Below are 26793 nucleotides of genomic sequence, written 5' to 3' on the forward strand. Positions count from 1 at the left end.
CCGTCACGCCTTCACAAAGTAAAGCGCGGTTTTCCTCGTCCCGCGGGCGGCAGGGCTTTCCGGAGAAGGAAACGGCTCGGCGCCCAACCCTCCCCCCTCTGCGGGCTATCGCATTCACACATCTCGGTTCGAGCGTTCTCCCTCTCGAAGGTAGCGCGCCTCTCCTCCCCCGGCGATCCCGGGCTTGCCCGGTATCGCTGCAAGTTGTGGGGAGGAGCTGGATGTGGGGGTGGTGCCGCATAGAGCGCAAGGCTCTTCCGACACCACCCCCACCCCTAGCCCCTCCCCACGAGGGGGAGGGGAAAGCGCGCACATTTACAAAGGGTTGGCTCTCAGAGGAGTTGTGTGAATCCGATAGCCCACACGGGAGAGGGGAGGCGCGCCATTCCTTTCCCCGGACAGCCCTGACTACAAGTGGGAGGAGAGCGGACTTCCGCGCTACTCCGCCGCCTCGACGAACACCGTCCCGGCCCGCGGCAGGTCGAGCGCGTCCCACACCTCCACCAGCGCCTCCCGCAACGCCCCGATATGCCCCTCGCCGTGGAACGGCGACGGCGTGATGCGCAGGCGCTCGGTGCCGCGCGGCACGGTGGGGTAGTTGATCGGCTGGATGTAGATGCCGTGGCGCTCCAGCAGCCGGTCGGCCGCCGCCTTGCACAGTTCCGCGTCGCCGACCATCACCGGCACGATGTGGGTGTCGGTGGCCAGCACCGGCAGGCCGGCATCGAGGAGGGCGGCCTTGGTGCGGGCGGCCTGGCGCTGATGCGCCTCGCGCTCGGCACCCGATTGCTTGAGGTGGCGGATCGACGCGATGGCCGCCGCCGCGATGGCCGGCGGCAGGGCGGTCGTGAAGATGAAGCCGGCGGCGTGGCTGCGCACCGCGTCGCAGAGCGCCGCCGAGCCGGTGATGTAGCCGCCGACGCAGCCGAAGCCCTTGGCGAGCGTGCCCTCGATCACGTCGACCCGGTGCATCACCCGGTCGCGCTCGGCGATGCCGGCGCCGCGGGGGCCGTAGAGGCCGACCGCGTGGACCTCGTCGAGATAGGTCATGGCGCCGTAACGGTCGGCGAGGTCGCAGATCCGGCCGATCGGCGCCACGTCGCCGTCCATCGAGTAGACGCTCTCGAAGGCGATCAGCTTCGGCCGGTCGCCGGCCTCGATCAGGAGTTCCTCGAGATGGGCGAGATCGTTGTGGCGGAAGATGCGCTTGTCGCAGCCCGACTGGCGCACGCCCTCGATCATCGAGTTGTGGTTGAAGGCGTCCGACAGGATCAGGCAGTTCGGGATCAGCCTGGCGATCGTCGAGATGCCGGCCTGGTTCGAGACGTAGCCGGAGGTGAAGACGAGGCCCGCCTCCTTGCCGTGCAGGTCGGCGAGCTCGCGCTCCAGGTCGACCAGCGGTGAGTTGTTGCCGGCGATGTTGCGGGTGCCGCCGGCGCCGACGCCGCAGCGCTGCGCGGTCTCGGTCAGGGCGTTTACCACGGCCGGGTGCTGGCCCATGCCGAGATAGTCGTTCGAGCACCACACGGTGATCTCGCGGGTCGAGCCGTCGGGGCGGCGCCACTGGGCGGCGGGAAAGCGGCCGTTGATGCGCTCGATATCGGCGAAGACGCGGTAGCGGCGCTCGCCGTGCAGGCGCTCCAGGGCGCCGCGGAAGAGAGCCTGGTAATCGGTCGCGCCCTCAGCGGTGGCGGGGCGGCGGGTCTCGGGCCGGGTCTCGGGCATCGTGGTCCTTCGCGGTCTGGCCGGATGGAGAATCCGGGGGCGGGACCGGGCCTGACCCCGGGGAGGAGCCGGTCCGCGCGGCGGATGGCCGAATCGCCGATCCACCGCTGGTCGCGCCTTGATCTCGCTCAAATGCGACGGCTTTGTCTTTTGAAAAAGTCGAGGGCGAGGGCTGCGTTCTGCCGCCTCACGCACGGGCACGGAAGCTGGAAATTGGTCATGGCGACGAAGGGTCGCGCGCGATGAGCGGGCAGGGTGACGGCAAGTCTGGTGCAGGCAAGTCCGGGGACGGAACCCGGGAGGAGCGGCTGAAGGCGGCGTTGCGCGAGAACCTGCGCCGCCGCAAGGCGCAAGTCCGGGGCCGCGAGGCGACCGAGCCGGTTCAAGCGCCGCCGGTGGATCGAACCGCCGAGGATGAGCGTTGACGCGCAAGCGTAGCGGTTGCATCGCTGCGGTGCAATAAGCGGGTTTTCGGAATCGAGGCGCGCTGTCGACAGCGCGCGGGACGCGCCGCAGAGGCGCGAGGGACGTTGTCACCATGGATCGCATCCACATCGTCGGCGGCAAGCCGCTTCACGGCATCATCCCGATCTCGGGCGCCAAGAACGCGGCCCTGCCGCTGATGATCGCCAGCCTGCTCACCGGCGAGACGCTGGAACTGTCGAACGTGCCCCGGCTCGCCGACGTCGCCTCGCTGCTGCGCATCCTGGGCAATCACGGCGTCGACCACATGGTGGTGGGCAAGCGCCCGGGCCAGACCACCGAGGCCGGCCAGACCATCCGGCTCACCGCCTCGAACGTCATCGACACCACGGCGCCCTACGACCTCGTCTCGACCATGCGGGCGAGCTTCTGGGTGATCGCACCCCTTCTCGCCCGCTTCGGCGAGGCGCGGGTGTCGCTGCCGGGCGGCTGCGCCATCGGCACGCGCCCGGTCGACCTCCTGCTGATGGCGCTCGAGACGCTCGGCGCCACGATCGAGATCGACGGCGGCTACGCGGTGGCCCGCACCAGGAACGGCTTGCGCGGCGGCGAGATCAAGTTCCCCAAGGTCACGGTCGGCGGCACCCACGTCGCCCTGATGGCGGCGGTGCTGGCCCACGGCACCACGGTGATCGAGAACGCCGCCCGCGAGCCGGAGGTGGTCGATCTCGCCGCCTGCCTGTCGCGGATGGGCGCGCGGATCGAGGGCGCCGGCACGCCCCGCATCGTGATCGAGGGCGTGTCGCGCCTCTCGGGCGCCCGGCACGCCGTGCTGCCCGACCGGATCGAGACCGGCACCTACGCCATGGCGGTGGCGATGACCGGCGGCGACGTGACCCTGGAGAACACCCGGGCCGACCTGCTGCACAGCGCGCTCGACATCCTGGGCACCACCGGCACCGAGGTGACGCCCCTCGACCACGGCATCCGGGTGCGCCGCAACGGCCACGGCATCGCGGCGGTCGACATCACCACCGATCCGTTCCCGGGCTTCCCGACCGATCTCCAGGCCCAGTTCATGGCCCTGATGACCAAGGCCCGGGGTCAGTCGCGCATCCGCGAGACGATCTTCGAGAACCGCTTCATGCACGTGCAGGAGCTGGCGCGGCTGGGCGCCAGGATCCGGCTCGAGGGCGACGTGGCGGTGGTCGAGGGCGTCGAGCGCCTGAAGGGCGCGCCCGTGATGGCGACCGACCTGCGCGCCTCGGTCTCGCTGGTGATTGCGGGCCTTGCCGCCGAGGGCGAGACCCAGATCAACCGGGTCTACCATCTGGATCGCGGCTTCGAGGCGCTGGAGGCCAAACTCGTGCGCTGCGGCGCCGAGATCCGGCGCGAGCGGGTGTAAGTCCATTTCCAGACGATCGAACCGGGAATCCTAATAGAAACTTGAACAAGAGGGCCCGGCGGATGCGTCCGTCGGGCTCAAGGCCCCGTTAGGCTTGAATCGCGTCAATCGTTGTCCGGCCGGCCGGGTCCCGGCATCGTGCGGCCACTCTCGGTCGATCGCGGGCGAGAGCGGTCCCCACCGGAGCGAACCCGTGCCCTCCCTCTCGACCAAGCTGATCCCGCCCGGGATGCTGAACGTCATCAAGCGCTCGCCGACCCTCTACGCGGTCGGGCGCAAGGCCCGCTTCGCCCTCGGCTCGCGCCTCGGGGCGCGGCCGGTCGCCGGCATCGGCCGGGCCCACTACAACGACTTCATGCTGACCTCGACCGCCCCCGACCGGGTGGCGAGCTACACGACCGGCGCGCGCCAGTTCGTCGACATCCTGGAGACTGCCCTGAAGGAGGCCGGGCGCGACTGGGATTCGGTCGGCCGGGCGCTGGAGATCGGCTGCGGCTACGGCCGCATCGTGCGCGAGCTGTCGCGGCGCCTGCCGGGCGAGCGCATCGCGGTCTGCGACGTGATCGACGAGGGCGCCCGCTTCACGGCCGCCGAGTTCGGTGCCTCCAAGGTCCCGGTGATGGAGCAGGCCGCGGTCAAGCCGTCCGAGGCCTACGACCTGATTTATTTGCTCTCGGTCTACACCCACCTGCCGCGGGACTTCGTGGTCTCGAACCTGCGCGACGTGGCCCGGGCGCTGAAGCCCGGCGGCGTCGCGGTGTTCACCATCCACGGCCAGGGCTCGGCCGAGACGGCGGAGCGCTACGAGCAGTACTGGCTCGACAAGCCGGCCGTGCTCTCCGCGATGGCGCGGGACGGTTATTACTACGCCCGCTACCCCTACTACACCGACGAGTACGGCCTGACCTGGTTCACCAAGGACGCGGTCGAGCGCCTGGTGGCCGAGGCGGCGCCGGATCTCGAACCCGTCTCCTATCGGCCGATGCAGCTCGACGCGCATCAGGACGTGTTCGTCTATCGCAAGCGCTGATTCCTCGACGGCCGGGCGTTCGAGCGCCCGGCCACCCGACGATGACGACCGGGGCCGCCTTGTGCGACCCCGGTGCTCCGGTTTTTTCGAAGGGCGGCGACGTGATCGGCCGCGCCTCGCCGGTGCCTGCCCATGGTCCGTCATCGCCGCATGGCCGACCTACCTGAGCGTGTGCGAGTGCAACGCCTGGATGGCAGGTTGCGCGGCCTGCCGTGCCGGCTCCCGAACTCGCAATTTTATGCCGCCAAGCTCGGCCGATTCAGCGCGAGCCGCGAGCGCCGAGGATTGACCTTATCGCAACCGGCGCCGTGACCGACCCTCCTTCGCGGACAGGCGGCGAGGGGCGAAGCCAAGACCCCATACGGTTCCGGATTGATCGCATCGCGATGCGGAAAGCAGCTTCGCTCAGGCGTGTGAAGCCTACGGCTTCACCGCGCGGGCTGGTGATACGGCGTCCGGAAGGAATCTTCCGGACGCCGTATCACCCATCCAAGTCCGGCCGCCGGCTTTTGGCATGTCGACGCCCGAGGCCTCTACCCTCCGCCGATCGATCCCGCGCGGATGGGTGGTACGGATGTTGCGATCAGTTTTTGTCCCGGAGCGCCTGCGGACGATCGACCGGCGTCTTCGAGCCGGAAAGCGCCCGTCTTCTTACGCGATGGTCTTTGCGGATCTCGCCTGGGTCGCGCGTCACGTCGGCACTCCCGTCCGTCGGGCAGGATTTGCTGCCTGAACGCCGTCCGATCTCTTCGACCGATCTTTTGGGGATACCCGATGCGCGACACCATCCCGAACTGGACGCCCCGTGACGATGCGCGGATCGAGACTGCGCTGCGGCGAGGGGCCGACCGGCGCGAGTTGCTGCAGATGCTGCTCGGGGGCGGAATCGGCCTCGCCTCCGGGGCCGCCCTGCTCGGGCGGGCCGACGGGGCGCTCGCCGCCCAGCCGGTGAGGGGCGGCCATCTCAAGGCGGCGGGCTTCTCCGCCTCCACGGCCGATACGCTCGACCCGGCCAAGGCGTCGAACATCACCGACTACGTGCGCTGCTGCGCCCTCTACAACCGCCTGACCACGATGGACGGCGCCGGCCGGATCACGATGGAACTGGCCGAGAGCGTGGACAGCCGCGACGCCAAGGTCTGGACGGTGACCTTGCGCAAGGGCGTCACCTTCCACGACGGCAAGAGCCTGACTGCGGAGGACGTCGTCTTCTCGCTCAAGCGCCACCTCGACCCCGCCACCGGGTCGAAGGTCAACGCGATCACCCGGCAGATCGCGGCCGTGACGGCCCTCGATCCGCAGACGGTCCGGATCACGCTCGCGGCGCCCAATGCCGACCTGCCGACCATCTTGGGCCTGCACCACTTCATGATCGTGGCCGACGGCACGACGGACTTTTCGAAGGGCAACGGCACCGGCGCCTTCGTCCTCAAGGAGTTCAAGCCGGGCGTCCGCTCGGTGATGGCGCGCAATGCCAATTACTGGAAGAGCGGCGGGCCGTTCGTCGACTCGTTCGAATTCTTCGCGATCTCGGATGAGTCCGCCCGGCTCAACGCGATCCTGTCGGGCGACATCCATCTCGCGGCCAACCTCCATCCGCGCTCGATGCGGATCATGGAGGGCAACCCGTCCGTGGTGCCCTTCGTCAGCAAGCTCGGCACCTATACCGGGCTCAACCTGCGGCTCGACCTCGCGCCGGGCGACAAGGCCGGGGTGGTCGAGGGCTTCAAGTACCTCGTCAACCGGCCGGTGATCCAGAAGTCGGTCCTGCGGGGCCTGGCCGAGATCGCCAACGATCACCCGATCCCGCCCTGGGACCCGAGCTTCAACGCCGAGCTCAAGCAGCGCGAGTTCGATCCGGAGCGCGCCAAGTCGCTGTTCCAGAAGGCCGGGATCTTCGGCCAGGACCTCCACATCGTCGCCTCCGAAGGTGCGAACAACTCGCTCGACTACGCCGCGATCATCCAGCAGGCGGCGGGCAAGATCGGCCAGAGCGTGGTGATCGACCGGGTTCCGGCGGACGGCTACTGGTCGAACCACTGGCTCAAGGACCCGGTGCATTTCGGCACCGTCAATCCGCGGCCGACGCCCGACATCCTGTTCTCGCTGTTCTACCAGTCCCAGGCGGCGTGGAACGAGAGCCGGTACAAGTCGCCGACGTTCGACGCGATGCTGCTGGAGGCGCGCGGCCTCCTCGACCAGGGCAAGCGCAAGCAGATCTACGGCGAGATGCAGGCGATGGTGTCGAACGAGGCCGGCACCGTCATCCCGGTCTTCCAGTCGAATGTCGACGCGGCGTCGCCGAAGCTGAAGGGACTGGCCTCGAACCCGCTCGGCGGCATGATGGGGTCGGCCTTCGCCGAACATACCTGGCTGGAGGCTTGAGAGTCCGGCCGCCGGGTCCCTGCAAGGACCCGGCGACGAGGGTGTCCGGGATAGGCGGTCAGGCCGCCACCTCCGCCGGCTTGGTCCGCTCGGCGGCGAGCCGGGTCACGGCGGCGAAATCGACCTTGCCGGAGCCGAGCTGCGGCAGCGTGTCGACGGTCACGATCTCGGCCGGCACGGCGAGTTCGCTGAGGCCGCTCGCGCGGGCCCGCGCCTGGAAGGCGGCGCGGGTCGCGTCGGCCTTCTCGGTCACCAGTACCAGGCGCTCGCCCTTGCGGGCATCGGGGAGCGCCGCGACGGCGCTCGCCGCGTCCGGGTAGAGCTCGGCGGCGACCGCCTCGACCGCGGCGAGCGAGATCATCTCGCCGCCGACCTTGGCGAAGCGCTTGGCCCGGCCGCGGATGGTGACGAAGCCGTCGTGGTCGATCGTCACGATGTCGCCGGTATCGTGCCAGCCTTGCCCCGGCGCCTCCAGCACGCCGGGCTTCTCGGCGCGGAGATACCCCAGCATCACGTTGGGGCCGCGCACGAACAGGCGCCCGCCTTCCGCGACGCCCGGCACCGGCTCCAGCCGCGCCTCCATGCCGGGCATGATCCGTCCGACCGTGCCGAAGCGGTTGAACATCGGGGTGTTCAGCGCCAGCACCGGCGCCGTCTCGGTGACGCCGTAACCCTCGAGGATGCGCAGGCCGAACTTTTCCGCATAGGTCTTGCGGGTGGCGGGCTTCACCGGCTCGGCCCCGGCCAGGATGTAGCGGAGAGACCGGAAATCGTAGGCGTGGGCCACCCGGGCATAGCCGGCGAGGAACGTGTCGGTGCCGAACAGGATGGTGGCGTTCGAGCCGTAGACCAGCTCGGGCACGATCCGGTAGTGCAGCGGCGAAGGGTAGAGGTAGACCGGCACGCCGGAGACCAGCGGCAGCACCAGCCCGACCGTCAACCCGAACGAGTGGAACACCGGCAGGACGTTGAACACCTTGTCGGTGCGGCCGAAATCGATCCGCGCCTGGGCCTGGGCGGCGTTGGCCAGCATGTTGCGGTGGGACAGCACCACGCCCTTCGGCGTGCCCTCGCTGCCCGAGGTGAACAGGATCGCGGCCGGATCGTCGGGCTTCCGGGGGTGGAGCGCGTGGCGCCAACCGAGGAGGCCACGCAGCGTGTCGAGCCGGCCGACCTGGGCCCGGACATCCTCCAGGTAGACGATCCTCAGGCTCTCGCCGAGCGTCTCCACCAGGGCATCCAGGCGGCCCTTCTGCACGAAGGCCCGGGAGGTGACGATGGTCCCGACCTCCGCCGCCTTGCAGGCGTTGAGGATGTTGGTCGGGCCGGCGGTGAAGTTGATCATCGCCGGCACCCGGCCGGACGACATCAGCCCCAGCACCGTGACGGCGGCCGCGTTGGCGTTCGGCAGCATCACGCCGATCGCCCGGCCCTGCGGGGCGAGGCTCCCGAGTTTCCCCCCCAGCACCCGGGCGCCCATGAGCAGGCGGCGATACGAGAGTTTCCCCGAGACCGGGTCCTCGACCGCGACCCGGGCCCCGCCCTCGCGCTCGGCCGCCTCGACCACCGCGTCGAACACCGTGCGGTCGATCGGCGCGGTGCGGAAGATCAGGTCCGACATCACCCCGTAGAGCGCGGCCCCCGCGGCCTGGCGGCGGGCCTTGCCCTTCAGCGCCGGGTCGACGTCGAGCCGCACCGGCTCCAGCACCGTCACGGTGAATTTCGGCCACCAGCGCCGGCGCACCTGGGCGCGGGACAGGCGCGAGAAGAATGTCTGCTCCGGCCCCTCGATCTTCACCGGCACCACCGGCACGCCGGACTTGTCGGCGATGAGGCCGGCGCCGTCATAGACCTTCATCAGGCTGCCGGTGACGGTGAGCCGCCCCTCGGGGAAGATGATCAGCGTCTCGCCGCCCTTGACGGCGTTGATGAGGGTCCGCGTCGCCATCGGCTTCGTCGGGTCCAGCGGCAGCGCCCGGGTCAGCCACAGGAAGGGGCGCACCCACCATTTCTGCGCGATGGTGTGGTCGATGGCGAAGGTCGGGTCGCGCTCGGTCAGCGAGAGGGCGAGGCCGGCATCCAGGAAGCTGACGTGGTTGAGGGCGATGATGGCGTTCGGCCCCGCCTTCTCGATGTTCTCGAGGCCGCGCACCTCGAGCCGGTAGAAGGCCCGGAACACGATCGACAGGAAATCGCGGAAGCCGCTGGTCGGCAGGACCGCCAGGATCGCGACGCCCGCGACGAGGTTGGCGATGCCGACGATCACGAACTGGCCGGCCGAGGCGAGCCCGGCCTTCTGCAGCACCGCGAGGCCGACCGCGCCGAGCACGATGAAGGCGGCGGCGAGCACGTTCGAGGCGGCGATGACGCGGGCGCGGCGCTCCTTCGGGGTCCAGGCCTGGAGCGCGGCGAAGGAGGGCACGATGAACAGGCCGGCGGCGGCGGCGAGCACCACGAAATCGACCGCGATGCGGGCGCCGCGCCAGGAGCCGAGGAAATCGAGGGCGCCGATGGGGGAGGGGGGCGGCACGCTGGTGGCGGCGACATGCGCCAGGTCGAGGGAGACGAGGCCCATGATCAGCGCCGCGATCGGCGTCGGCAGCATCACGATCCGCCCGGCGCAGAGCCAGGAGGCGAGGCCCGAGCCGAGCGCCACGCCGATCGAGAACAGGGCGAGCAACGCCGTCACCACGGTCTCGTCGCCGCCGAAGGTGCCCTTCACCAGCGCCGGCAGCAGGGCGAGCACCACGGCGCCGACGAGCCAGAACCAGCTGGTGATGATCCCGGTGCGCCACAGCCGCGTATCCTCGTAGAGGTCGCGCATCAGGCCGCCCGTCGAGCGCAGCACGTTGCGGTTCACCTGGAGATACGGCGCCGCCTCGCCGGTCTTCGGGATGGCGAGGCTGGACAGCCAGCAGAGACCCGCGAATCCCATCACCAGCAGCCCGAAGGCATGCGCCCCGCCATGGGTGACGGCGAGCCCGCCCGCGATGGTGCCGGTGAGGATGGCGAGGAAGGTCGCGGCCTCGATGAGCGCATTGCCGGCCGGCAGCTCGGCACGGGCGAGGTGATCGGGCAGGATGCCGTACTTGATCGGCCCGAACAGGGCCGCCACGATCCCGAACAGGATCAGCGCCAGGAACAGGATCGGCACCGAGGCGAGCCAGAAGCCGAGCACCGCGACGCCCGCCGCCAGGATCTCCGCCGCCTTGAGGCGCCGCGCGATGAAGGCCTTGTCGTAGCGGTCGGCGAGTTCGCCCCCTAACCCCGAGAGGAAGAAGAACGGCGCGATGAAGGCCGCGCCGGCCAGCGTCACGAGGGCCGCCGAGCCGCCATCCGCGCCGCCCCCGGCCCCGCCCGCCCCGAACATGATCAGGAACACCAGGGCGTTCTTGAGGAAGTTATCGTTGAAGGCAGAGAAGAACTGGCACCAGAACAGGGGCGCGAAGCGCCGGCTGGCCATCAGCGATCCGGACATGAGGGGCGTTCCTCGCTCGGTGACGGGTGTGCGGAGGGGCCGGGCGCCGCCGCGGCAGGTGGGCGCTCCTTAGCCGGTAAACCCTAACCGGCTTTGGTGCCGCGGTCTCGTGGCGATCCGATGTCCGGGACGGGCGGCCTGCCGGCTGGAGCAACACCCGATCGCGCGGCAACACGGGACACGACGGTAGCCTGAAGCCTGCCGGCCTTTGGGCTCTCCCACCCTCATCCTCATCCTGAGGTGTCAGTCGATCTTCGATCGACCGACCTCGAAGGAGGGCTCCAGATGCCGCCGCGGTCCCTGGAGCCCTCCTTCGAGGTCAGTCCATCTCCGATGGACTGACACCTCAGGATGAGGTCACGGGTGGGAAGGGTCGCAGCCGCACGCGAACGGTCCTGTCGCGTACCGTGACGCTACCATCGAGTCATGATATAAGTGATTGGATTTTCATAGTTTTCTGCGACGAACCGGTGTCCGCTTCGTCGGACGATGCTCTACTCCTTGCCCATCTCCATCAGCAGGCGCTCGGCCCTGGCATCCTCGATGCGGTTGACGAGGCGCTTGCCCTCGTGGACGTCGCGCACGGTCTTCACCATCGTGATGCAGGACTGGACCAGCATCGTCACGCCCATGGCGAGGTAGGCCTTGGTCCAGAGATCGAGCGGCAGGAACAGGATGCCGCCCGCCACCATGGTGGCGGCACCGATGAAGGAGGCGTAGGTGAACGCCACCCAGGCGGAGGTGTGCGGCGTGGTCTGCGGGGTCATGATGGGGTCTCCTCGACAACGGGTTGCGGGTTCGGTGCGGTCAGGCGGCGTTCGCGTTGGCCTGCGCCTTGGCGCGCAGGCGCTCCATCACGCTGCCGGCGCTCGGCCGGGCGCGGGGGCCGAAGCCGGCCTCCTCCAGCCGCTCGCACAGGGATTCGGGCGCCGCCGCCTCGATGATCGTCAGGGCCTCGTCGGAGGCGGCATCCGCCGCTTGCGCCTCGCGCAGGCGCCGCAGGGTGGCCTGCGCCTCGGCGAGCGCCGCCGGGCTTCCCATGCCCTGGCCGCGCCGCGCCCGCAGGCGGCGCACGGCGTCCGTCGCCCGGGCGATGCGCTGGCCGCGCTCCAGCTCGGCGAAGTGCCGGGTGCCCTTGCGCACGGCGCGGCGCAGGGCGGCGACCTCGGTCCCGTAGGCCGCCCGGGTCGTCGCGAGGGCCTGGGCCTCCTCCTCCATCTCGGCCAGGGCCTCCGCGGCCTCCTGCGCCAGATCCTCGCGCCCGCCGGCGAGGGCCGCGACGGCGCTGGCCTCCAGCTCGGCCATCCGGGTGGCGAGCGCGTCCTGCTTCCTCGCGTCGGCGGCCTCCTGGGCGATGGCCCGCCCCAGCGTCCGGCGGCTGTCGTCGAGAGCGGCGGCCGCGTCGCGCAGCTGCTGCTCCAGGATCAGGAAGGCGTGCTGGTCGTGCAGGTCCTCGGCGGCGCGGGCGGCGGCGCCCCGGACGAGGGTGGAGAGGAGGTTGAGCATCGTCGGCTCCGGTTCCGTGAACGTCGTTCACGAGCGGAGATTTCCACAGCCTTGAACGATGTTCAAGCGCAAATTTGAACGTTGTTCACGCACGTGCGGAAACGCACCTGGTGCGTGGGAGCGAGCACGCACCGGAGAGGCGGAGACGGCATGCGGAGCGACGAGAGGCGGGAGCGGCTGCGGACGGCCCTCATCGACGCGGCCGAGGCTGCGATCGCGGCGGACGGCCTGTCGGCCCTGAAGGCGCGCGATCTCGCCAAGGAGGTCGGCTGCGCAGTCGGCGCGATCTACACGGCGTTTCCCGACCTCGACGCCCTGATCCTGATGGTCAACCTGCGCACGCTGGCCCTGTTCGAGCGGGCGATCACGGCGGTGCCGATCGCGCCGGCGCCGGAAGGGGCGGCGACGTCGGCCGAGAGGGACGCGGCGGTGGAGACCCTGATCCGGCTGGCGGTCGCCTACCTGCACTTCGCCGCCGGTAATCGGCCGCGCTGGCGCGCCCTGTTCCAGCACCGGGTCACGCATGCCCTGCCCGACTGGTACCTCGTCGAGCAGGTGCGGCTGTTCCGCTACATCGAGGCCCCGTTGCGGGTGCTGCGGCCGGATCTCCGGGACCGCGAGCGGGCGCTGCTCGCCCGGTCCCTGTTCTCCGCCACCCACGGCCTCGTCAGCCTCGGCCTCGACGAGAAGCTGATGGTGCTGAGCGAGCCGGTCCTGCGCGGGCAGATCGAGATCGTCGTGGGGGCGCTGGGGCGGGGGTTGGCGGGGGAGTGAGGAGCGCTATCGGTGCGGCGGAAGCCCGTTCGACAACGAGCGGGCAATCAACAGAAGTCCGATCCTAATCTCGAGATGAGGACGACCCACTATCCGCAGGCATGTTGGCTTCAAGCCGGCGGATCTCCTCCGGGTGACGCTCCATGACGCGCAGGAGATTCGTCATGGCGCGGCTCGGCGTGACCTCGCCACTCTCATACTTCTGAAATGAACGGGGCCCGCCGCCCAGAACCTCGCTGGCCTTCACCTGCGAAAGGCCGAGCTTCTTGCGAACGCGAGCGACTTCGCTCGGTGTTGCAAGGCCATCGACCTCGGCTTTGAGCGTCATCAGCGCGCGATCTGAAACCTTGAGGTCCTCACGCGAATGGATGCTTTCGCCGCTGGTATCACAGTACCAGCCCGGCAAGGCGACATCGTGCCTGCGGCCTTTATAAGAGACCACGAAAGGACGGGTGTCCCGCACCATCGGCTCGCCGGTGACAGGACAGACAGGTGCGTCATCCATCGTTCTTCTCCTTGAACGACAGCAGCAAGAATTCTGTGACGGCGTCGGCTCTAAATTTGATGTACAATGTGCCAACTTCCGAAGGAACGTGATAAACGTCTTGCCACTCGCGCGGATTGTGATGCGAGGTAACCGATTTGTTAAAATGCCGCTTTTTCATGCTCTGAATGGTTTCGATCATGTCAGCTGCGCCAAAGCCAATCTCTGCCGCGGTCCGGACGGCCGATCCTGCTACACGGAAATGTGTGCTCGTCGCCCAGGTTTGGAAGCTGTCGAGGTCATAAGTCGGCTTCCGCTTCTCTGACATGCTCCATCATACACCATCATGGTGCATCGACCAGCCAGTTCCAACGACGTCAGCGCGACTGGCCGGTGCAGTCTGTTCCGGCGTGGCGGAGAGCCCTACCACGCCACCGTCTCCCCCCGATAATCCAGGTACACGCAGCCCCGCTGCCCGAGCCGCCCCTCGACCACCTCCGCCATCCCCCCGGCGCTGGTGGCGACGTCGATGTCGGCGTCGGGCCCGCCCATGTCGGTGCGCACCCAGCCCGGATGCATCAGCACCGTGCCGAAGGGCGCGTCGCGGTGGCGGGTGGCGAAGCTGCGGGCCAGCGTGTTGAGGGCGGCCTTGCTCGCCCGGTAGCTCTCCCAGCCGCCGCTCTCGTTGAGCGCGACGCTGCCGAGGACCGAGCTCATCAGCACCATCAGGCCGCCGGGGGCGATCCGGTCGGCGAAGGTCTCGGCGAAGCGGATCGGGCTCACCGCGTTGGTTTCGTAGACCTTCAAGGCCGTCGCCCGGTCGCCCTGCGGCAGCGGCACATGGGCGCCATCGGCGATGCCCGCCACCACGAACACCACGTCGAAGCTGGTCCCGGCGAGGTCGTCGTGCAGGCGTGCCACCGCCGCGTCGTCGTCGATGTCGACCCGGGCAAGCGCAGGCGCGGCGGGGCTCAAGGACGCGAGCGCGGGCGCCTCGCCCCGTGCCGTGGCGGTGACGTCCCAGCCGCGGGCGAGGAAGGCCCGCACCAAGCCGAGCCCCAAGCCCCGCGAGGCCCCGACGATCAACGCGCTGCGTTCCTTGGCCATGACGGACTCCTCCGGTGTCGGTTGCGGCGCAAAAGATCGAGCGGAGAGATGGAGGTCTCGCGCCGCCGCGGCAAGCGGGGAGATCAGGCGGCGTCGGCCGTCCGCTTCGCGGTCCAGCGTTCCACCGCCGCCAGCAATTCGTCGGGCCGGAACGGCTTGCCGACATGGTCGTCCATGCCGGCGGCGCGGAACTGGGCGACCTGCTGCGGCAGCACGTTGGCGGTGAGCGCGACGATCGGCAGGCGGCTCGCCGGGGAGCCGAGGGCGCGGATGTGGCGCGTCGCCGTCAGCCCGTCGGTGCCGGGCATCTGCACGTCCATCAGCACCACGTCGTAGGTGTCGGCCTGCACGGCCGAGATCGCCTCGGCGCCGTCGCTCGCCAGGCTGACCCGGTGGCCGCTTCGCTCCAGGATCGCGCGGGCGAGGTCCTGGTTGATCGGGCTGTCCTCGACGAGGAGGATCCGGGCCGGCCGGGCGCACGGCGCGGGGATGGGCCGCTCCCGGGCCGCCTCTCCCTCCGCCGCCGCCAGGGGCACGGTGAACCGGAAGGTCGAGCCCGCGCCCGGCCGGCTCTCGACTCCGATCTCGCCGCCCATGGCCTCGATCAGCCGACGGCTGATCGCCAGGCCGAGGCCGGTGCCGCCGAAGCGGCGCTGGATCGAGCCGTCGACCTGGCTGAAGCGCTGGAACAGGCGATCGAGCCGGTCGGCCGGGATGCCGATCCCGGTATCGCCGACCGCGACCCGCAGGGCGTGGCGCCCGTCCGCCAGCGGCGTGCTCGACAGGTGCAGGGTCACGCGCCCCGCCGGCGTGAACTTGATCGCGTTGTTGAGGAGGTTGAGCAGCACCTGGCGCAGCCGGTCGGGATCGCCCACCAGGCGGGGAGCCAAGCCTGCGGCAATCGTGACATCCAGCGCCAGGCCCTTGGCGTCGGCGGCGATCCGGACGATCGAGACCGCGTCGTCGGCGAGCGCCGCCGGTACGAAGGGCTGTGGGTCGAGGTCGATCTGCCCCGCCTCGATCTTCGAGAAGTCGAGGACGTCGTTGACCACGGTCAGCAGGGCCTGGCCCGCCGCCTGGATCCGCTCGGCGCGGCTGGCCTGTTCCGGCGGCAGGTCGCCCGCGCGGACGAGGAGCTCGGCGTAGCCGATCACGCCGTTGAGCGGCGTGCGGATCTCGTGCGACATGGTGGCGAGGAACTCGGTCTTGGCCGCGCTCGCCGTTTCCGCCTGGAGCCGCGCCGCCTCCGCGACGCGGTTGGCCTCCAGGACCGCGAGTTCGCGCCGCTTGCGCTCGGTCACGTCCGAGAAGGTGCGGATCGCCCCGCCCTCGGCGAGGCGCACGGTGCGCACCTCGAGCACGGTGCCGTTCGGGCGCGTGCGCTCGTAGACCGGCGGGGCGCCGAGGAGGTCGCAGGAGAGCCTGAGCCACGGTTCGCCCGCCGCCGCGGCGTCGAACTCGCCGCTCGCGGCCTGCCAGGCGACGAGGTCGGCAAGGGACGGCCGGCCGTGGCGGAAGGCCTGCGGCAGGCCGAGGAGATCGATCGCCCGCTCGTTGCAGAGCTGGACGACCCCCGCGGCGTCGATCAGCAGCACCCCCTGGTCCATGTTGGCGAGCGTCGCGTCGAGCAGCGCCTTCTTGTGCCGCAGGGCCGCCTCGGCGCCGCGCCGCGCCGTGATGTCCGTGACGGTGCGCAGGACCCCGCCCGACGCGGTCGGCGCGTTGTGGACCTCCAGGATCGTGCCGTTCGGCCGCCTGCGCTCGTAGCACCCGCCGATGACCGAGAGATCCCCGACCGCGATCGCGTGGTCGAAGGCCGGATCGAGTTCCGCATACTCGCCCGCCGCCCTCAGGACCTGCCGCATCTCGGCCCGGGACGGGGAGGCGGCCAGAAAGGCCGGGTCGAGGTCGAGGAGTTCGGCGAACCGCCGGTTGGCGACCGCGACCCGGCCCTGCGCGTCGACCATGATCAGGCCCTGGTCCATCGCATCGAGGGTGGTCTTGAGGACGGCCTCCTTCTCGACGAGTTCCCGGGTGCGCTCCGTGATGCGGTCCTCCAGGTCGGCGTTGCTCTCGCGCAGGGCGTCCGCCTGCCGGTGCAGGATCGCGGAGGTCTGGGCCAGCACCGCCCCGACCTCGTTCATCTCCCGGATCGGCGTCACCGGCATCCGCAGCCGGACGCCCCGGCTGAGCTCGTCCGCCGCCTGGGACAGGAGGGCCTTGCCGCGCATGATCCGGCGCCCGACGAGCAGCGAGGCGACCAGCGCGATCAGCGAGAGGCCGAGGATCACCGGCGCCAGGAGCAGGACGGAGGTGACGAGGGGCGCCCGCATGGCCGCCTGCGCGATGCCGATCGTCACCACCCAGCCCGAGAGCGTCGAGTGGTGATGGGTGCCGAAGACCGGGATGCCGCTCAGGTTGCGGCCCCGCCATTGCCCCGACGACCCGGCGATCGACCGGAAGCCCGGCAGGGGCTGGCCGGCCGCGGCCTCGGTGTCGACGGAGCGGCCGATGATGACGCCCTGCCGGTCGGTGACCGAGCCGGAATAGGGGGCGGCGACGCCGGCGGCCCGCAGGACCTCGCCGAACAGGGCGGCCGGCAGGGTGGCGTGCAGGAGATGGGTCACGGCCCCGTAGCGCCGGACCGGCACCGTGACGGCCACGATCGGCCGTCCGGTGGCGGTGCCCGGAAACAGGTCCGAGACGACCGGCGCGCCGGTCGCCATCACGATCCGGTCATGGGCGAGGACGGAGCGGGGCAGGACGGCGCCCCGGGGCAGCCGGGTGTTCACCCGCTGCTGCCCGTCGAGGTCGCGCAGCACGATGTTGAGGCCCTGCAGCCGCACCAGTTCCCGCGCCTGGCGGTCGAACCGGGCGAAATCCCCGGTCTCCAGGGCCGGCGAGGTGGCGAGCGCCTGCAGCATCGCGATCTGGCCGCTGAGGAAGCGGTCGATCTGCTCCACCGCATGCGCGTTGAGCGTCGCGGTCCGCTCCTCCATCCGCGCCTGCTCGGCCTGGACCCAGCGCTGAGCGATCAACCCGATGATGACGAGCGCCGGCACCAGCAGGGCGACGGCGAGGGCCGCGATATGGGTCCGGAGCGGGCGCGCGCGGATGACCGGCGATCCCGCCTCGATTCCGCTGTCGTCGATGTGTTCGGACACTCGTCTGTACCGGCCCAACGACCTTGCGCCCGCCGCAAGCTGGTCGTCCGGACAGCAGAAGACGGAAGGGTGGTGCCTTTGGTAAGGCAATAACCGTTATACGGCGCCTGATCTTTCGAGATAGGCCGTCGCGCGTTCGACGTCGTCCATCCGGCGGACCGGGACGGGCTTGCCCGTCCGGTCCATTTGTTAGTTCATATCTTGTCAGTCCATGTCCCGGCCGGAATCGCCGTCGAGCCCGCCGTCAAGATCGTCCTCCGCCTCGGCGTCGGATTCGTGCGCCTCGAGGCCGGCGGCCTCGGCGAGGTTGCGGGTGGCGCGGCGCAGGAGCTTGCGCAGGCGCCGGCGCTCCTTGTTGTCGAAGCCGCCCAGCATCTCGGCCTCGACCTCGTCCCACAGGCCTTCGATCGCCGCGGCCTTGGCGAGGCCCGCCTCGGTCAGGCGCACCCGGACGATGCGGCCGTCCCCGGCCTCGGTCCGGCGCTCGACCACCCCCATGGCGGCGAGCCGCGTGATGGTCTTCGAGGCGGTGGGCGGGCGCACCCGCAGGGTGGCGGCGAGGTCGCCCATGGTCATGGTGCCGGCGGCGGCCAGGGCCTGCACCACCTGCTCCTGACCGGCGAAGAGGTCGAGTTCCGCCAGGCGGTCGCCGATGCGGCCGCGATGGAGGCGCGCCGCCTGCATCAGGGCCCAGCCGACGCTCTTGGCGCCCGGAGGCCGGAGGCGCTTGGCCGCCCGGCGCGGCACGTCCACGGCCAAAGCCTGCTCGCTCGCTGCCATGGCGTGTCGCCCTTGTTCTCGAGACAATCCTGCCGCGCAGGCGCCATGAGCGCAAGCGCAGCGGGTCGAGCGCCCCGTGGCGCCCCAAGGGCGCACATGCCAGCCCGCCTGTGACGCCTGGATGACGGACGATCCGCATAACGCTCGCCGGTTTCGGCCGATCCGTCCGCGGCTTATGATGCGGGCTCCGATCGGAGGAGCGACGCGATGCCGGCCCGGCCCTGGGGCGACCTGACCACCGAAGAGTGCCGCGACGGCGGTTTAAGCGCCACCGTGGCTGTGCTGCCGGTCGCAGCCGTGGAGCAGCACGGGCCGCACCTGCCGCTCTCGACCGACGTCGTCATCGCCGAGGGCTACCTGGCGCGGGTCGCGGAGCTCGTCCCCGACGGCCTCGACGTGCGGGTGCTGCCGGTCCAGAGCGTCGGCCTGTCGCCCGAGCACACGGATTTTCCCGGCACCCTGACGCTGGCGCCCGAGACGGCGCTCCGGGCCTGGGGCGAGATCGGCGACGGGGTCGCGCGGGCGGGCTGCCGCCGGCTCGTCATCGTGTCGTCGCATGGCGGCAACAGCGCGCTCATGGACCTCGTGGCCTTGGGGTTGCGCGGCCGGCACGGGATGGTGGCGGTCACCACCGCCTGGAGCCGCTTCGGCACCCCGCCGGGGCTGTTTCCCGACGACGAGGTGCGCCACGGCATCCATGGCGGCGGGATCGAGACCGCCCTGATGCTGGCGCTCCGGCCCGACCTGGTGCGGCGCGCCGCGATCCGCGATTTCGTGCCGGCGACGCGGGAGATCGAGCGGGCCTACACTCACCTGCGCGCCGGCCGCCCGGCCGCCTTCGCCTGGCACGCCCAGGACCTCAACCCGGACGGCGCCATCGGCGATGCCCGCCTCGGGACGGCGGAGGCCGGGCGCGCTCTCCTCGATCACGGCGCCCGCGCCTTCGTGGACCTGCTGCGCGACGTCGCCCGTTTCAGCCTGCCGGATGCGGCCTCGCGCCGGACGGAGTGACACACTATATCACCCGTCGCGGCGCCCCCCGGCGCCCCGAACCTTCGCGAACAGACGGCCCCGCATGTCCGACAAGATCCCCGTCACGGTGCTCACCGGCTATCTCGGCGCCGGCAAGACCACGCTCCTCAACCGCATCCTCACCGAGCCGCACGGCAAGCGCTACGCCGTGATCGTCAACGAGTTCGGCGAGATCGGCATCGACAACGACCTCGTCGTCGGCGCCGACGAGGAAGTGTTCGAGATGAACAACGGCTGCATCTGCTGCACCGTGCGCGGCGACCTGATCCGCATCATGGACGGGCTGATGAAGCGCAAGGGCAAGTTCGACGCCATCATCGTCGAGACGACCGGCCTCGCCGACCCGGCGCCGGTGGCCCAGACCTTCTTCGTCGACCAGGATGTCGGCGAGGCCGCCACCCTCGACGCGGTGGTGACGGTGGTGGACGCCAAGTGGCTGTCCGAGCGCCTGAAGGACGCCCCCGAGGCCAAGAATCAGGTCGCCTTCGCCGACGTGATCCTGCTCAACAAGTCGGACCTCGTCGACGAGGCCGGCCTCGATGCCGTCGAGCGCCAGATCCGTGCCCTCAACCCGTCCGCCGAGATCCACCGCACGCAGCATTGCGCCGTGCCGCTCGACCGGGTGCTCGGCCGCAGCGCCTTCGACCTCGCCCGCATCATCGAGATCGAGCCGGAATTCCTGGAGGAGGGCCACCACCACCACCATTCCGACGAGATCCAGTCGATCTCGGCCCGGCTCCCGGGCGCAGTCGATCCCAACAAGTTCATGCCGTGGATCTCCGACCTGACCCAGGTCCAGGGACCGGACATCCTGCGCTGCAAGGGCATCGTCAGCTTCCCCGACGAGCCGCGCCGCTTCGTGTTCCAGGGCGTCCACATGATCCTGGACGGCGACCTCCAGGACGAGTGGAAGCCGGGCGACCCACGGGAATCCCGCGTCGTCTTCATCGGCCGCCACCTCGACCCGGAGCAGATCCGCAAGGGGTTCGAGGCCTGCCGCGCCTGAGGCGGCGGGATCGGTCCGCCCTCTTGAGCGGCAGCGACCGATTCTTGCGCTTTTGCGACTGGGCCCTTTTGCGATCCGGACGGCCGTGCTACAGGCTTGGCCGTCCGTTGATGGTCGCGGGAGAGACCGGCTTCGAGCCGGCACCGAAGGGGAAAGGCGTGCCAGCCGTGCTGCGCGCCGAAGCTCTCAGGTGAAAGGACCGCGATCGAGAGGACACTCTGGAGAGGGCGCCACGACGCCCGCCGATGGAGCAAGCCGGGTCGCGAACCCGGCGAATCTCTCAGGCCACCCGAACAGAGTTCCAAACCCGTGACCTGCCTCGACGAGGCGGGAAGGATGGAACGCGTGTCGGGACAACAGACCTCCTTCGATCTCATCGTGCTCGGCGCCGGCGTCGTCGGCACCGCCACCGCCTATTGGGCGGCACGAGCGGGCCTGTCGGTCTGCGTGGTCGACCGCCAGGGTGGCGCCGGCCTTGAGACCAGCTACGCCAATGGCGGCCAGATCTCGGTGAGCCATGCCGAGCCCTGGGCCAATCCGGGCGCGCCGCTCAAGGTGATGAAGTGGCTGTTCGACGCGAAGGCGCCGCTGCTCTTCACCCCCCGCCTCGACCGGCACCAATGGTCGTGGATCGCCGGCTTCCTGCGTAACTGCACCCCCGAGCGGGCGCGCCGCAACACCGTCGAGATCGTGCGCCTCGGCGCCTATAGCCGGGCCAAGCTGCAGGAGATCCGCGCCACCGAGAGCCTGGCCTACTCGGAGAAGACGCTGGGCATCCTGCATTTCTACCGTGACCTGAAGGAGTTCGAGGCCGCCAAGCCCGTCGCCGAGCTGATGCGCCGGCACGGCTGCGAGCGCCGGGTGGTCTCGCGCGACGAGGTGCTGGCGATCGAGCCCGCCTTCGCCGACAGCATCCGGGACGTCGTCGGCGCCACCTACACGGCGGAGGACGAGAGCGGCGACGCCCGCGCCTTCACCCAGGCGCTCGCCGCCCGCACCGCCGCGATGGGGGCGACCTTCCTGTACGGCTCGGAGGCGACGCGGCTGCTGCTCTCCCCCTCGGGCGACCGGATCACCGGGGTCGAGGTGATGGTGGAGGGCGGGCACCAGCGGCTCGCCGCCCCGAACGTCGTCGTGTCGCTCGGCTCCTGGTCGGCGCCGTTCCTGCGCCGCTACGGCGTGAACCTCGCGATCTACCCGGCCAAGGGCTACTCGGTCTCGATCCCGATCGAGGGGCATAACGGCGCGCCGCAGGTCAGCCTGACCGACGACGAGTACAAGCTCGTCTATTCCAACCTCGGCAGCCACCTGCGCGTCGCCGGCACCGCCGAGTTGTCGGGCTATACCCGCCACCTCGACGCCGCCCGGGTCGCGGCGATCCTGGAGAATGCCCGCCGCACCTTCCCGAGTGCCGGGAACTTCTCTGCCGCCACCGCCTGGAGCGGCCTGCGCCCGACCACGCCCTCGAACGTGCCCTATCTCGGCCGCACCCCGATCCGCGGCCTCGTGCTCAATACCGGCCACGGCACGCTGGGCTGGACCATGGCGGCGGGCTCCGGCCGCATCGCCGCGGATCTCGTGACCGAGCGCGAGACCGAGATCCCGGCGCCGCTGGCGGCGTGATCGGGTCGGCCCTCGATGCCGAGCACATCGGGGGCCGACGATCGATGTCTCGTCATCGATCGAGGGCGCTGCTCGACAGGCGGCCCGATAGATCGGCATACTCCTCCTCGCCGAGACGGCCGGTGATCGCCAGGTCATCGAGCCGGCGCTGGACCCTGCCCAACTCGACCTCGCGCTCGTCCTCGCCAAGCCCGGCGAGGACCGCCGTCGCGACCAGACGAAAGCCATTCCAGCCGGTTTGGCGCCCTCGGCGATCGAGGATGGGCTGGGCCCAGCTCGGGCATTCGCCTGCCGGGCGGCCCTCCCGCTGCTTGACGGCCTGCAACACCTCCAGGCCGTCTTCCCGCGCCGCCGCTCTCGCCCGGTCGCGGTCCTCGTCGTTCTCCGTGCGCCAGCCGAGGCGTGCGAGATGGCCGCGCAGGACTTCGTACACGTCACGGTTCGGTTGCCGCTCGATCTCGGCGAGGGCGGCGCGCGCGCTGGAAGCGAAACTGTCTCGCATGTCCTTCGCGGCCTGCCATTGCTGCTCGGCTTGCCCGCGCCAATCCGAATCGGCCACTCCTGCATGCGCCTCGTCGCGGATCGCCTCGCGCGATCCGTCGGGGTTCAGGACCGGTCTCGCCGCGGGTTTGATGTCGGGGATGGGAAGCGAGCCTCCAAGAAGGGACATCATGCCCTGGAGCGACGTCACGCGGGCTGCCTCATCGTCCGGCCACGTGCCTTCGAACTCGGTCAGGAAATAGTCGTGGTAGCTCTCCCCCAGTCCGCGAAGGTTTGCGACCAGGTGAGCGGCCTGCCGGTCGCCGCACATCCACGTCCGGCCGCTGCGGGTTTCGATGAAGGTCCGATTCTGGAAGACGGCGTAGATCGCCTGCGCGAAGCGATCGTCCGCCAGGGCCGCCAGGAAGCCGGGATCGCGCGCCAGCACGGCTTCCAGGTCGAACGGATCCGGTGCGGGCGGCGCGTAAACGGGCTGAACGCCGTCGTGGAAAGCGACGTCGTTCTCCTCGATGTCCATCGTCCCGTAGGTCCATCGTCGCGGCCCCGACGCGCGCCGCCTCGGCCCGTGGTCCAGCGTATTGACGATCATGCCCCTGGAGCCGTCCGGATATCGCGCGTTGAGCGCACCATCGGGCCTACCGAACGACCAGAGCACGAAGGCCGGACCGCGCCGCGTTCGCCAGTGGAACTCTCCGACCCACTGGTCAGCCCCAGGGATGCTCGTGCTCGGTATGCTCCGTCCCGGAGCCTCGGCGCCATCCTCCAGCAGGGGATGCATCGCCTCCAGGCGCTGCTCGTGGGTATCCATCGTCACTGCGCGCCGCTCGTCCAGATGAGCGTTCCTCGATATCGATGATCGGCGGCACTTTCCAGCGTGCTTTGGCTGTCCGCCCGTTCCCGACGCAGCGACATGTTCGGCTCGATACTGAAGCAGGAGGGAGGCGGCCCTTTACCTGCGTGCTCGCTCGTTCGATCGTGTCGGCCAACTCAATCAGGCGTCGGGCCGGCCGGATCGACGATCGGCTGTCCTACCGCACCGTCACCTGATCCTTGATCTTCTCGTACGTCGCCCGGCTCAGCACCCGCTTCGACAGGAGCTCGCCCGGCGATGCGTAGGGCCGCCTGGCGATGATCGCCTTGCCGATCATGCCGCCGCCCAATCCGTTCAGTTCCGCCACGCTGGCGGTGTTGAGGTCGACCGTGCCGGTCGAGGGCGTCGCGTCGGCGGTCGTGTCGGCCTGCGGCAGCGGTGCGGACGGGGCGGCCGGGGTGAAGACCGGGGGAGGGGAGGGCGCAGGAGCCGGGATCGGAGCCGGAGCGGGGACCGGCGCCGGGGCGGGCGCCTCCGCCACGACCGGCGGGCGCTGCGCCGGCGGGTCGGCCGGGCGCGGGCCGGGATAGACCGAGCGCACCGGATCGCCGGCCTCGCTCGTCGGTGCGGGCGGGGGCGGAGCGCTCCGGCTCGCCTCGGCGCGCTTGGGCGACTCCGATACCTTGGGCGACTCCGACACCTTGGGCGGCTCGGAGAGGTGCGGGCCGGCCGCGCGCGGCATGAAGAACTGCCACAGCCCGGCGAGGCCGGCCGCCAGCACGACGATGACGAGGGCGCGGGTGATGGCCGAACCGGTCAGCATCGGGGGCGGGTGTCCTCAGGGCTCGAGACGGGAGCGTCTGCGCCATTCTACAACGGGTTATGGCCGGCGCGAGGCGGCCACAATCGCGCAACGTCAAGATTCCGCCAGATGTCCACGGATTCGCGCGGGGATTCTCCGTCCCGCCGGGTGGGATTGCCCGAAGGTTACCGGGGCCGAAGGATTGGGCCGAAGGATCGCCGGGACCCGTGAAGGAGAATGTCGTTCTCCGGGGAGCATCGTCAGGCGGCCTGTGTCAGGCGCTTGACCGCGCGGATCGCCCCGTCGCCCGTGCCCGGCCCGGTCCGGCCGGCGCGGATGCGCGCTTCCGCCTCGGCCAGGGGCTCGATCGCCACCGCCATGTGGTGGCCGTTGGCGTGGATCAGGCGGGTCTCGTCCAGCATCATCCCGACATGGCCGCGCCAGAACACCAGGTCGCCCCGCCGCAGGCCGGCGAGATCGGGCCCGATCGCTACCGCCTCGCCGAGGGCGGCCTCCTGCTGGTCGCTGTCGCGGGGGGCCGGGAGGCCGGCTGCGGCGAGCGCCGTCTGCACCAGCCCGGAGCAGTCGAGGCCGAGGCTGCTGCGCCCGCCCCAGAGATAGGGCGTACCGAGGAAGCGCAGGGCCGTCGCGGCGACGTCCGGCTCGGCCGCGTCGAGGGGCGCGAGGTGTCCGGCCCAGACGAAGCGATCATCGGAGAGGCGCGCATAGGCGCCCTCCCGGGCCGCCACCGCGACCTGCGCGCCGAGGCCGAGCGCGCCGAGGACCGGGCGCTTCAGGTCGGCGGCGGGGTAGAGGAAGGTGCGCAGGGCCGAGACCCGGTGGGTCGGAGCCGGATCGACCGGCCCCAAAGCCTCGGCCGGGAGGTAGCCGACATAGCCGTCGGCGGCGAGTTGCGCAAAGGCCCAGCCGTCGCGGATGTCGTAGACCGTCGCGGCCTCGCCGAACAAAGCCTCGCTGTCGAGGCCGGCGGCCGGGTCTGGCGCGCGCCGCAGGGGCGCGACGGGGACAGTGATCCGGTGCGGAAGGCCGGGCACGTAAGCCGCCGCCTCGACCCGCCCGCGCAGACGCTCGTCGGCGAGATCGGGCCGGGCCGGAGTCAGGCGCGGGTCGAGGCGGGGAAGATCGGTCATGGTGATTCCAGTGTCTCAGGACGGTCCGGCCCGGGCAAGCCGGCCTCCCACACGGGTGCGACCTTATGCCCGATATCCCGTCGAGGCCTTGCGGGCGGGTCGGATTCTCCTGCGGCCAGCGCGGGCTAACCGTGAGACCGGCGCAACCATTCGAGCGGCGCAGGGTTGGACATGCGCGTGTTGCACTGCAACAATCGCGACGCCTGCGCTATGCTCAGCCGCATGATGATGAGCCGCCCCGTGAAGAAGCCGACCGACAAGCCCCGCAACCTGCCGCCGATCCGGGTGCGCAAGGAGCCCCCCACCATCTCCGAGGCGGTGGCCGCGGCGCAGGACCTCGCCGACGACGTCGAGCAGCAGGTCGAGATCGCCGCGGGCCTGATCGGCCTGCCCCCCGAGGAGGTGCGCCCGCACGTGCTCCAGGCGGCCCAGGCCCAGGCGGCCAAGAAGACGGAGCGCGCGCCGGAGCGGATCATCAGCACCGGCGGCGGCCTGCGCGGCCCGCGCACGGTGATCGTCGAGCGCCGGGCCGGCCGGCCCCTGGTGGTCGAGCGCCGCACCCGTCCGCCGCTGGATGGCCGGCGGTAGGATCCGGGCCGGCGGTAGGATCCGGGCCGGCGGTGAGATTCGGGCGGCCGCGATACGGTCGCCCATCTTATGCTGTTGCGGACGGAGCCCCATTCGAGAGATGATTGTTCACCATCGAACCCATTGGTGTGGATTTCGGTGGTCCGTCCGGCGTGTTACGCTGGCGAGATGAGGATCCTGCGGCGAGGGCGGCGCCCGGGTGCCGTTGGAATGGTGTGCACATGAACTCTCTCGAGCCTGTCCTGTCAGGCGTGGAAGCGTTGCGGCTCGACAATCAGCTCTGCTACGCGCTCTACGCCGCCTCCCATCGGATGACGAAGTGCTACCGGCCGCTCCTCGAGCGGCTGGGCCTCACCTATCCGCAATACCTCGTGCTGATCGTGCTGTGGGAGAGCGACGGGCTGACGGTCTCGGATATCGGCCGGCGCCTGCGCCTCGATTCAGGCACGCTGACCCCGGTGCTCAAGCGCCTCGAGGCGGCCGGTTACGTGCGCCGCACCCGGCGGCAGGCCGACGAGCGCGAGGTCGAGATCAGCCTGACCGAGGAGGGCCAGGCCCTTCAGGAGGAGGCGGTGGCGGTGCGCCGTTCCGTGGTCGAGACCCTGAAGATGTCCGAGGGCGAGATCGCCGATCTGCGCCAGCGACTCGACGCCCTCATCGCCACCCTCGGCGGCGACGCCTGACGCCGGCCACCGGCGCAGCGATTGTTTTGCCGGTTAACAATTCCTTCTTGAGTGCCACGGCCGACCCCGCTTAAAGGGACGGGAGAGGTGCGCCGTCCGCCGCGAGGAAATCCGGGCCGCGGAATGCGTCCTCGACGGATCTGTCCCGAAGCAAGGCGATGTCTCGCAAGAGAGTCCTGCGCGAGGGAACTCTCCCACTGAGTCCTCGGGTTCTTGGCCCCGAGACCGGACCAGCGAGTGCGCCGCGACGTGAGACCCGTGACCTGCCCAGGCCTTCGCGCAAGGCGTCACCCGAGCCGTCCTTGTCGCCCGGGGTGCCGTTCCGCCGCGGATCG

The 26793-nt window shown here is 70.4% G+C and carries 22 protein-coding genes and 1 riboswitch; of the genes, 10 read left to right on the plus strand and 12 right to left on the minus strand.

Going from position 1 to position 26793, the window contains the following annotated elements; translation table 11 throughout:
* Positions 1 to 438: 438 nt before the first annotated feature.
* Positions 439 to 1725, minus strand: coding sequence for a 5-aminolevulinate synthase (gene hemA, locus AC3AOF_RS28695; protein ID WP_488347176.1), 1287 nt, complete (start codon positions 1723 to 1725; stop codon positions 439 to 441).
* A gap of 242 nt (positions 1726 to 1967) precedes the next feature.
* On the opposite strand from hemA, the gene AC3AOF_RS28700 reads away from it, so the two are divergent.
* The 4 genes from AC3AOF_RS28700 to AC3AOF_RS28715 all read left to right on the plus strand — a co-directional run bounded on the left by AC3AOF_RS28700 (position 1968) and on the right by AC3AOF_RS28715 (position 6968).
* Complete coding sequence (locus AC3AOF_RS28700; RefSeq protein WP_236987656.1) at positions 1968 to 2150, plus strand: hypothetical protein; 183 nt, start codon at positions 1968 to 1970, stop codon at positions 2148 to 2150.
* Positions 2151 to 2263: 113 nt separating this feature from the next.
* Complete coding sequence (gene murA / locus AC3AOF_RS28705) at positions 2264 to 3553, plus strand: UDP-N-acetylglucosamine 1-carboxyvinyltransferase (protein ID WP_236987655.1); 1290 nt, start codon at positions 2264 to 2266, stop codon at positions 3551 to 3553.
* A 193-nt stretch (positions 3554 to 3746) separates the two neighbouring features.
* Positions 3747 to 4583 carry a class I SAM-dependent methyltransferase gene (locus AC3AOF_RS28710; RefSeq protein ID WP_488347177.1) on the plus strand — a complete coding sequence of 279 codons (837 nt, stop codon included), beginning with the start codon at positions 3747 to 3749 and terminating at the stop codon, positions 4581 to 4583.
* Between the two features lie 774 nt (positions 4584 to 5357).
* Positions 5358 to 6968, plus strand: a complete 1611-nt coding sequence (locus tag AC3AOF_RS28715; protein ID WP_236987653.1) for an ABC transporter substrate-binding protein — start codon at positions 5358 to 5360, stop codon at positions 6966 to 6968.
* A gap of 58 nt (positions 6969 to 7026) precedes the next feature.
* On the opposite strand, the gene AC3AOF_RS28720 is transcribed toward AC3AOF_RS28715, so the two are convergent.
* From AC3AOF_RS28720 to AC3AOF_RS28730, 3 genes are all read right to left on the minus strand, one after another.
* Entirely contained in the window at positions 7027 to 10446 is a 3420-nt protein-coding gene (locus AC3AOF_RS28720; protein ID WP_488347178.1) for an acyl-[ACP]--phospholipid O-acyltransferase, read from the minus strand.
* A 494-nt stretch (positions 10447 to 10940) separates the two neighbouring features.
* Positions 10941 to 11213, minus strand: coding sequence for a YiaA/YiaB family inner membrane protein (locus AC3AOF_RS28725; protein WP_488347179.1), 273 nt, complete (start codon positions 11211 to 11213; stop codon positions 10941 to 10943).
* Between the two features lie 40 nt (positions 11214 to 11253).
* Positions 11254 to 11952 carry a PspA/IM30 family protein gene (locus AC3AOF_RS28730; RefSeq protein ID WP_488347180.1) on the minus strand — a complete coding sequence of 233 codons (699 nt, stop codon included), beginning with the start codon at positions 11950 to 11952 and terminating at the stop codon, positions 11254 to 11256.
* A 150-nt stretch (positions 11953 to 12102) separates the two neighbouring features.
* Between AC3AOF_RS28730 and AC3AOF_RS28735 the strand changes: the two genes are divergently transcribed.
* The gene (locus tag AC3AOF_RS28735) at positions 12103 to 12726 is read left to right on the plus strand and encodes a TetR/AcrR family transcriptional regulator (protein WP_236987649.1); all 624 of its coding nucleotides are present in this window, start codon (positions 12103 to 12105) and stop codon (positions 12724 to 12726) included.
* A gap of 64 nt (positions 12727 to 12790) precedes the next feature.
* Here the strand turns inward: AC3AOF_RS28735 and AC3AOF_RS28740 are convergent, their stop codons facing one another.
* The 5 genes from AC3AOF_RS28740 to AC3AOF_RS28760 form a co-directional block, all read right to left on the minus strand.
* On the minus strand, positions 12791 to 13231 hold the full coding sequence (locus AC3AOF_RS28740; protein WP_236987648.1) for a type II toxin-antitoxin system MqsA family antitoxin: 441 nt from the start codon (positions 13229 to 13231) through the stop codon (positions 12791 to 12793).
* Positions 13224 to 13538: a type II toxin-antitoxin system MqsR family toxin gene (locus AC3AOF_RS28745; RefSeq protein WP_236987647.1), complete on the minus strand. Its 315-nt coding sequence runs from the start codon at positions 13536 to 13538 to the stop codon at positions 13224 to 13226. The genes AC3AOF_RS28740 and AC3AOF_RS28745 overlap by 8 nt, the downstream gene beginning before the upstream one ends.
* Before the next feature lie 95 nt (positions 13539 to 13633).
* Positions 13634 to 14317: an SDR family NAD(P)-dependent oxidoreductase gene (locus AC3AOF_RS28750; protein ID WP_488347181.1), complete on the minus strand. Its 684-nt coding sequence runs from the start codon at positions 14315 to 14317 to the stop codon at positions 13634 to 13636.
* 83 nt (positions 14318 to 14400) lie between these two features.
* Complete coding sequence (locus AC3AOF_RS28755; protein ID WP_488347182.1) at positions 14401 to 17481, minus strand: PAS-domain containing protein; 3081 nt, start codon at positions 17479 to 17481, stop codon at positions 14401 to 14403.
* Positions 17482 to 17685: 204 nt separating this feature from the next.
* Entirely contained in the window at positions 17686 to 18261 is a 576-nt protein-coding gene (locus AC3AOF_RS28760) for a MarR family winged helix-turn-helix transcriptional regulator (protein WP_236987644.1), read from the minus strand.
* A 207-nt stretch (positions 18262 to 18468) separates the two neighbouring features.
* Between AC3AOF_RS28760 and AC3AOF_RS28765 the strand changes: the two genes are divergently transcribed.
* The 3 genes from AC3AOF_RS28765 to AC3AOF_RS28775 all read left to right on the plus strand — a co-directional run bounded on the left by AC3AOF_RS28765 (position 18469) and on the right by AC3AOF_RS28775 (position 21922).
* Positions 18469 to 19272 carry a creatininase family protein gene (locus AC3AOF_RS28765; RefSeq protein ID WP_488347183.1) on the plus strand — a complete coding sequence of 268 codons (804 nt, stop codon included), beginning with the start codon at positions 18469 to 18471 and terminating at the stop codon, positions 19270 to 19272.
* A gap of 64 nt (positions 19273 to 19336) precedes the next feature.
* Complete coding sequence (locus tag AC3AOF_RS28770; RefSeq protein ID WP_236987642.1) at positions 19337 to 20299, plus strand: CobW family GTP-binding protein; 963 nt, start codon at positions 19337 to 19339, stop codon at positions 20297 to 20299.
* Positions 20300 to 20406: 107 nt separating this feature from the next.
* Positions 20407 to 20511: riboswitch (glycine riboswitch) on the plus strand.
* Between the two features lie 133 nt (positions 20512 to 20644).
* Complete coding sequence (locus AC3AOF_RS28775) at positions 20645 to 21922, plus strand: D-amino acid dehydrogenase (RefSeq protein ID WP_488347184.1); 1278 nt, start codon at positions 20645 to 20647, stop codon at positions 21920 to 21922.
* 52 nt (positions 21923 to 21974) lie between these two features.
* Here AC3AOF_RS28775 and AC3AOF_RS28780 read toward each other — a convergent pair whose 3' ends face one another.
* The 3 genes from AC3AOF_RS28780 to AC3AOF_RS28790 form a co-directional block, all read right to left on the minus strand.
* Complete coding sequence (locus AC3AOF_RS28780; protein ID WP_488347185.1) at positions 21975 to 23237, minus strand: hypothetical protein; 1263 nt, start codon at positions 23235 to 23237, stop codon at positions 21975 to 21977.
* Between the two features lie 214 nt (positions 23238 to 23451).
* Positions 23452 to 24057 (minus strand): ComEA family DNA-binding protein, encoded by a 606-nt coding sequence (locus tag AC3AOF_RS28785; RefSeq protein WP_236987639.1) that lies wholly within the window; start codon positions 24055 to 24057, stop codon positions 23452 to 23454.
* 239 nt (positions 24058 to 24296) lie between these two features.
* Entirely contained in the window at positions 24297 to 25187 is an 891-nt protein-coding gene (locus tag AC3AOF_RS28790; protein ID WP_236987638.1) for a C40 family peptidase, read from the minus strand.
* A gap of 222 nt (positions 25188 to 25409) precedes the next feature.
* On the opposite strand from AC3AOF_RS28790, the gene AC3AOF_RS28795 reads away from it, so the two are divergent.
* Positions 25410 to 25775 (plus strand): hypothetical protein, encoded by a 366-nt coding sequence (locus AC3AOF_RS28795; RefSeq protein ID WP_236992624.1) that lies wholly within the window; start codon positions 25410 to 25412, stop codon positions 25773 to 25775.
* 221 nt (positions 25776 to 25996) lie between these two features.
* The gene (locus AC3AOF_RS28800) at positions 25997 to 26458 is read left to right on the plus strand and encodes a MarR family winged helix-turn-helix transcriptional regulator (RefSeq protein WP_236987637.1); all 462 of its coding nucleotides are present in this window, start codon (positions 25997 to 25999) and stop codon (positions 26456 to 26458) included.
* Positions 26459 to 26793 lie beyond the last annotated feature (335 nt).

The organism is Methylobacterium sp. 142-1Y (assembly GCF_057747795.1).

What these genes read in the sequence shown, in the direction of transcription:
- AC3AOF_RS28750 (WP_488347181.1), bottom strand. Translation starts at nt 14,317, where the DNA reads ATGGCCAAGGAACGCAGCGCGTTGATCGTCGGGGCCTCGCGGGGCTTG.
- AC3AOF_RS28720 (WP_488347178.1), bottom strand. Translation starts at nt 10,446, where the DNA reads ATGTCCGGATCGCTGATGGCCAGCCGGCGCTTCGCGCCCCTGTTCTGG.
- AC3AOF_RS28760 (WP_236987644.1), bottom strand. Translation starts at nt 18,261, where the DNA reads ATGGCAGCGAGCGAGCAGGCTTTGGCCGTGGACGTGCCGCGCCGGGCG.
- AC3AOF_RS28700 (WP_236987656.1), top strand. Translation starts at nt 1,968, where the DNA reads ATGAGCGGGCAGGGTGACGGCAAGTCTGGTGCAGGCAAGTCCGGGGAC.
- AC3AOF_RS28800 (WP_236987637.1), top strand. Translation starts at nt 25,997, where the DNA reads ATGAACTCTCTCGAGCCTGTCCTGTCAGGCGTGGAAGCGTTGCGGCTC.
- AC3AOF_RS28735 (WP_236987649.1), top strand. Translation starts at nt 12,103, where the DNA reads ATGCGGAGCGACGAGAGGCGGGAGCGGCTGCGGACGGCCCTCATCGAC.
- AC3AOF_RS28765 (WP_488347183.1), top strand. Translation starts at nt 18,469, where the DNA reads ATGCCGGCCCGGCCCTGGGGCGACCTGACCACCGAAGAGTGCCGCGAC.
- AC3AOF_RS28740 (WP_236987648.1), bottom strand. Translation starts at nt 13,231, where the DNA reads ATGGATGACGCACCTGTCTGTCCTGTCACCGGCGAGCCGATGGTGCGG.
- AC3AOF_RS28745 (WP_236987647.1), bottom strand. Translation starts at nt 13,538, where the DNA reads ATGTCAGAGAAGCGGAAGCCGACTTATGACCTCGACAGCTTCCAAACC.
- murA (WP_236987655.1), top strand. Translation starts at nt 2,264, where the DNA reads ATGGATCGCATCCACATCGTCGGCGGCAAGCCGCTTCACGGCATCATC.
- AC3AOF_RS28785 (WP_236987639.1), bottom strand. Translation starts at nt 24,057, where the DNA reads ATGCTGACCGGTTCGGCCATCACCCGCGCCCTCGTCATCGTCGTGCTG.
- AC3AOF_RS28795 (WP_236992624.1), top strand. Translation starts at nt 25,410, where the DNA reads ATGATGATGAGCCGCCCCGTGAAGAAGCCGACCGACAAGCCCCGCAAC.
- AC3AOF_RS28770 (WP_236987642.1), top strand. Translation starts at nt 19,337, where the DNA reads ATGTCCGACAAGATCCCCGTCACGGTGCTCACCGGCTATCTCGGCGCC.
- AC3AOF_RS28790 (WP_236987638.1), bottom strand. Translation starts at nt 25,187, where the DNA reads ATGACCGATCTTCCCCGCCTCGACCCGCGCCTGACTCCGGCCCGGCCC.
- AC3AOF_RS28715 (WP_236987653.1), top strand. Translation starts at nt 5,358, where the DNA reads ATGCGCGACACCATCCCGAACTGGACGCCCCGTGACGATGCGCGGATC.
- hemA (WP_488347176.1), bottom strand. Translation starts at nt 1,725, where the DNA reads ATGCCCGAGACCCGGCCCGAGACCCGCCGCCCCGCCACCGCTGAGGGC.
- AC3AOF_RS28730 (WP_488347180.1), bottom strand. Translation starts at nt 11,952, where the DNA reads ATGCTCAACCTCCTCTCCACCCTCGTCCGGGGCGCCGCCGCCCGCGCC.
- AC3AOF_RS28725 (WP_488347179.1), bottom strand. Translation starts at nt 11,213, where the DNA reads ATGACCCCGCAGACCACGCCGCACACCTCCGCCTGGGTGGCGTTCACC.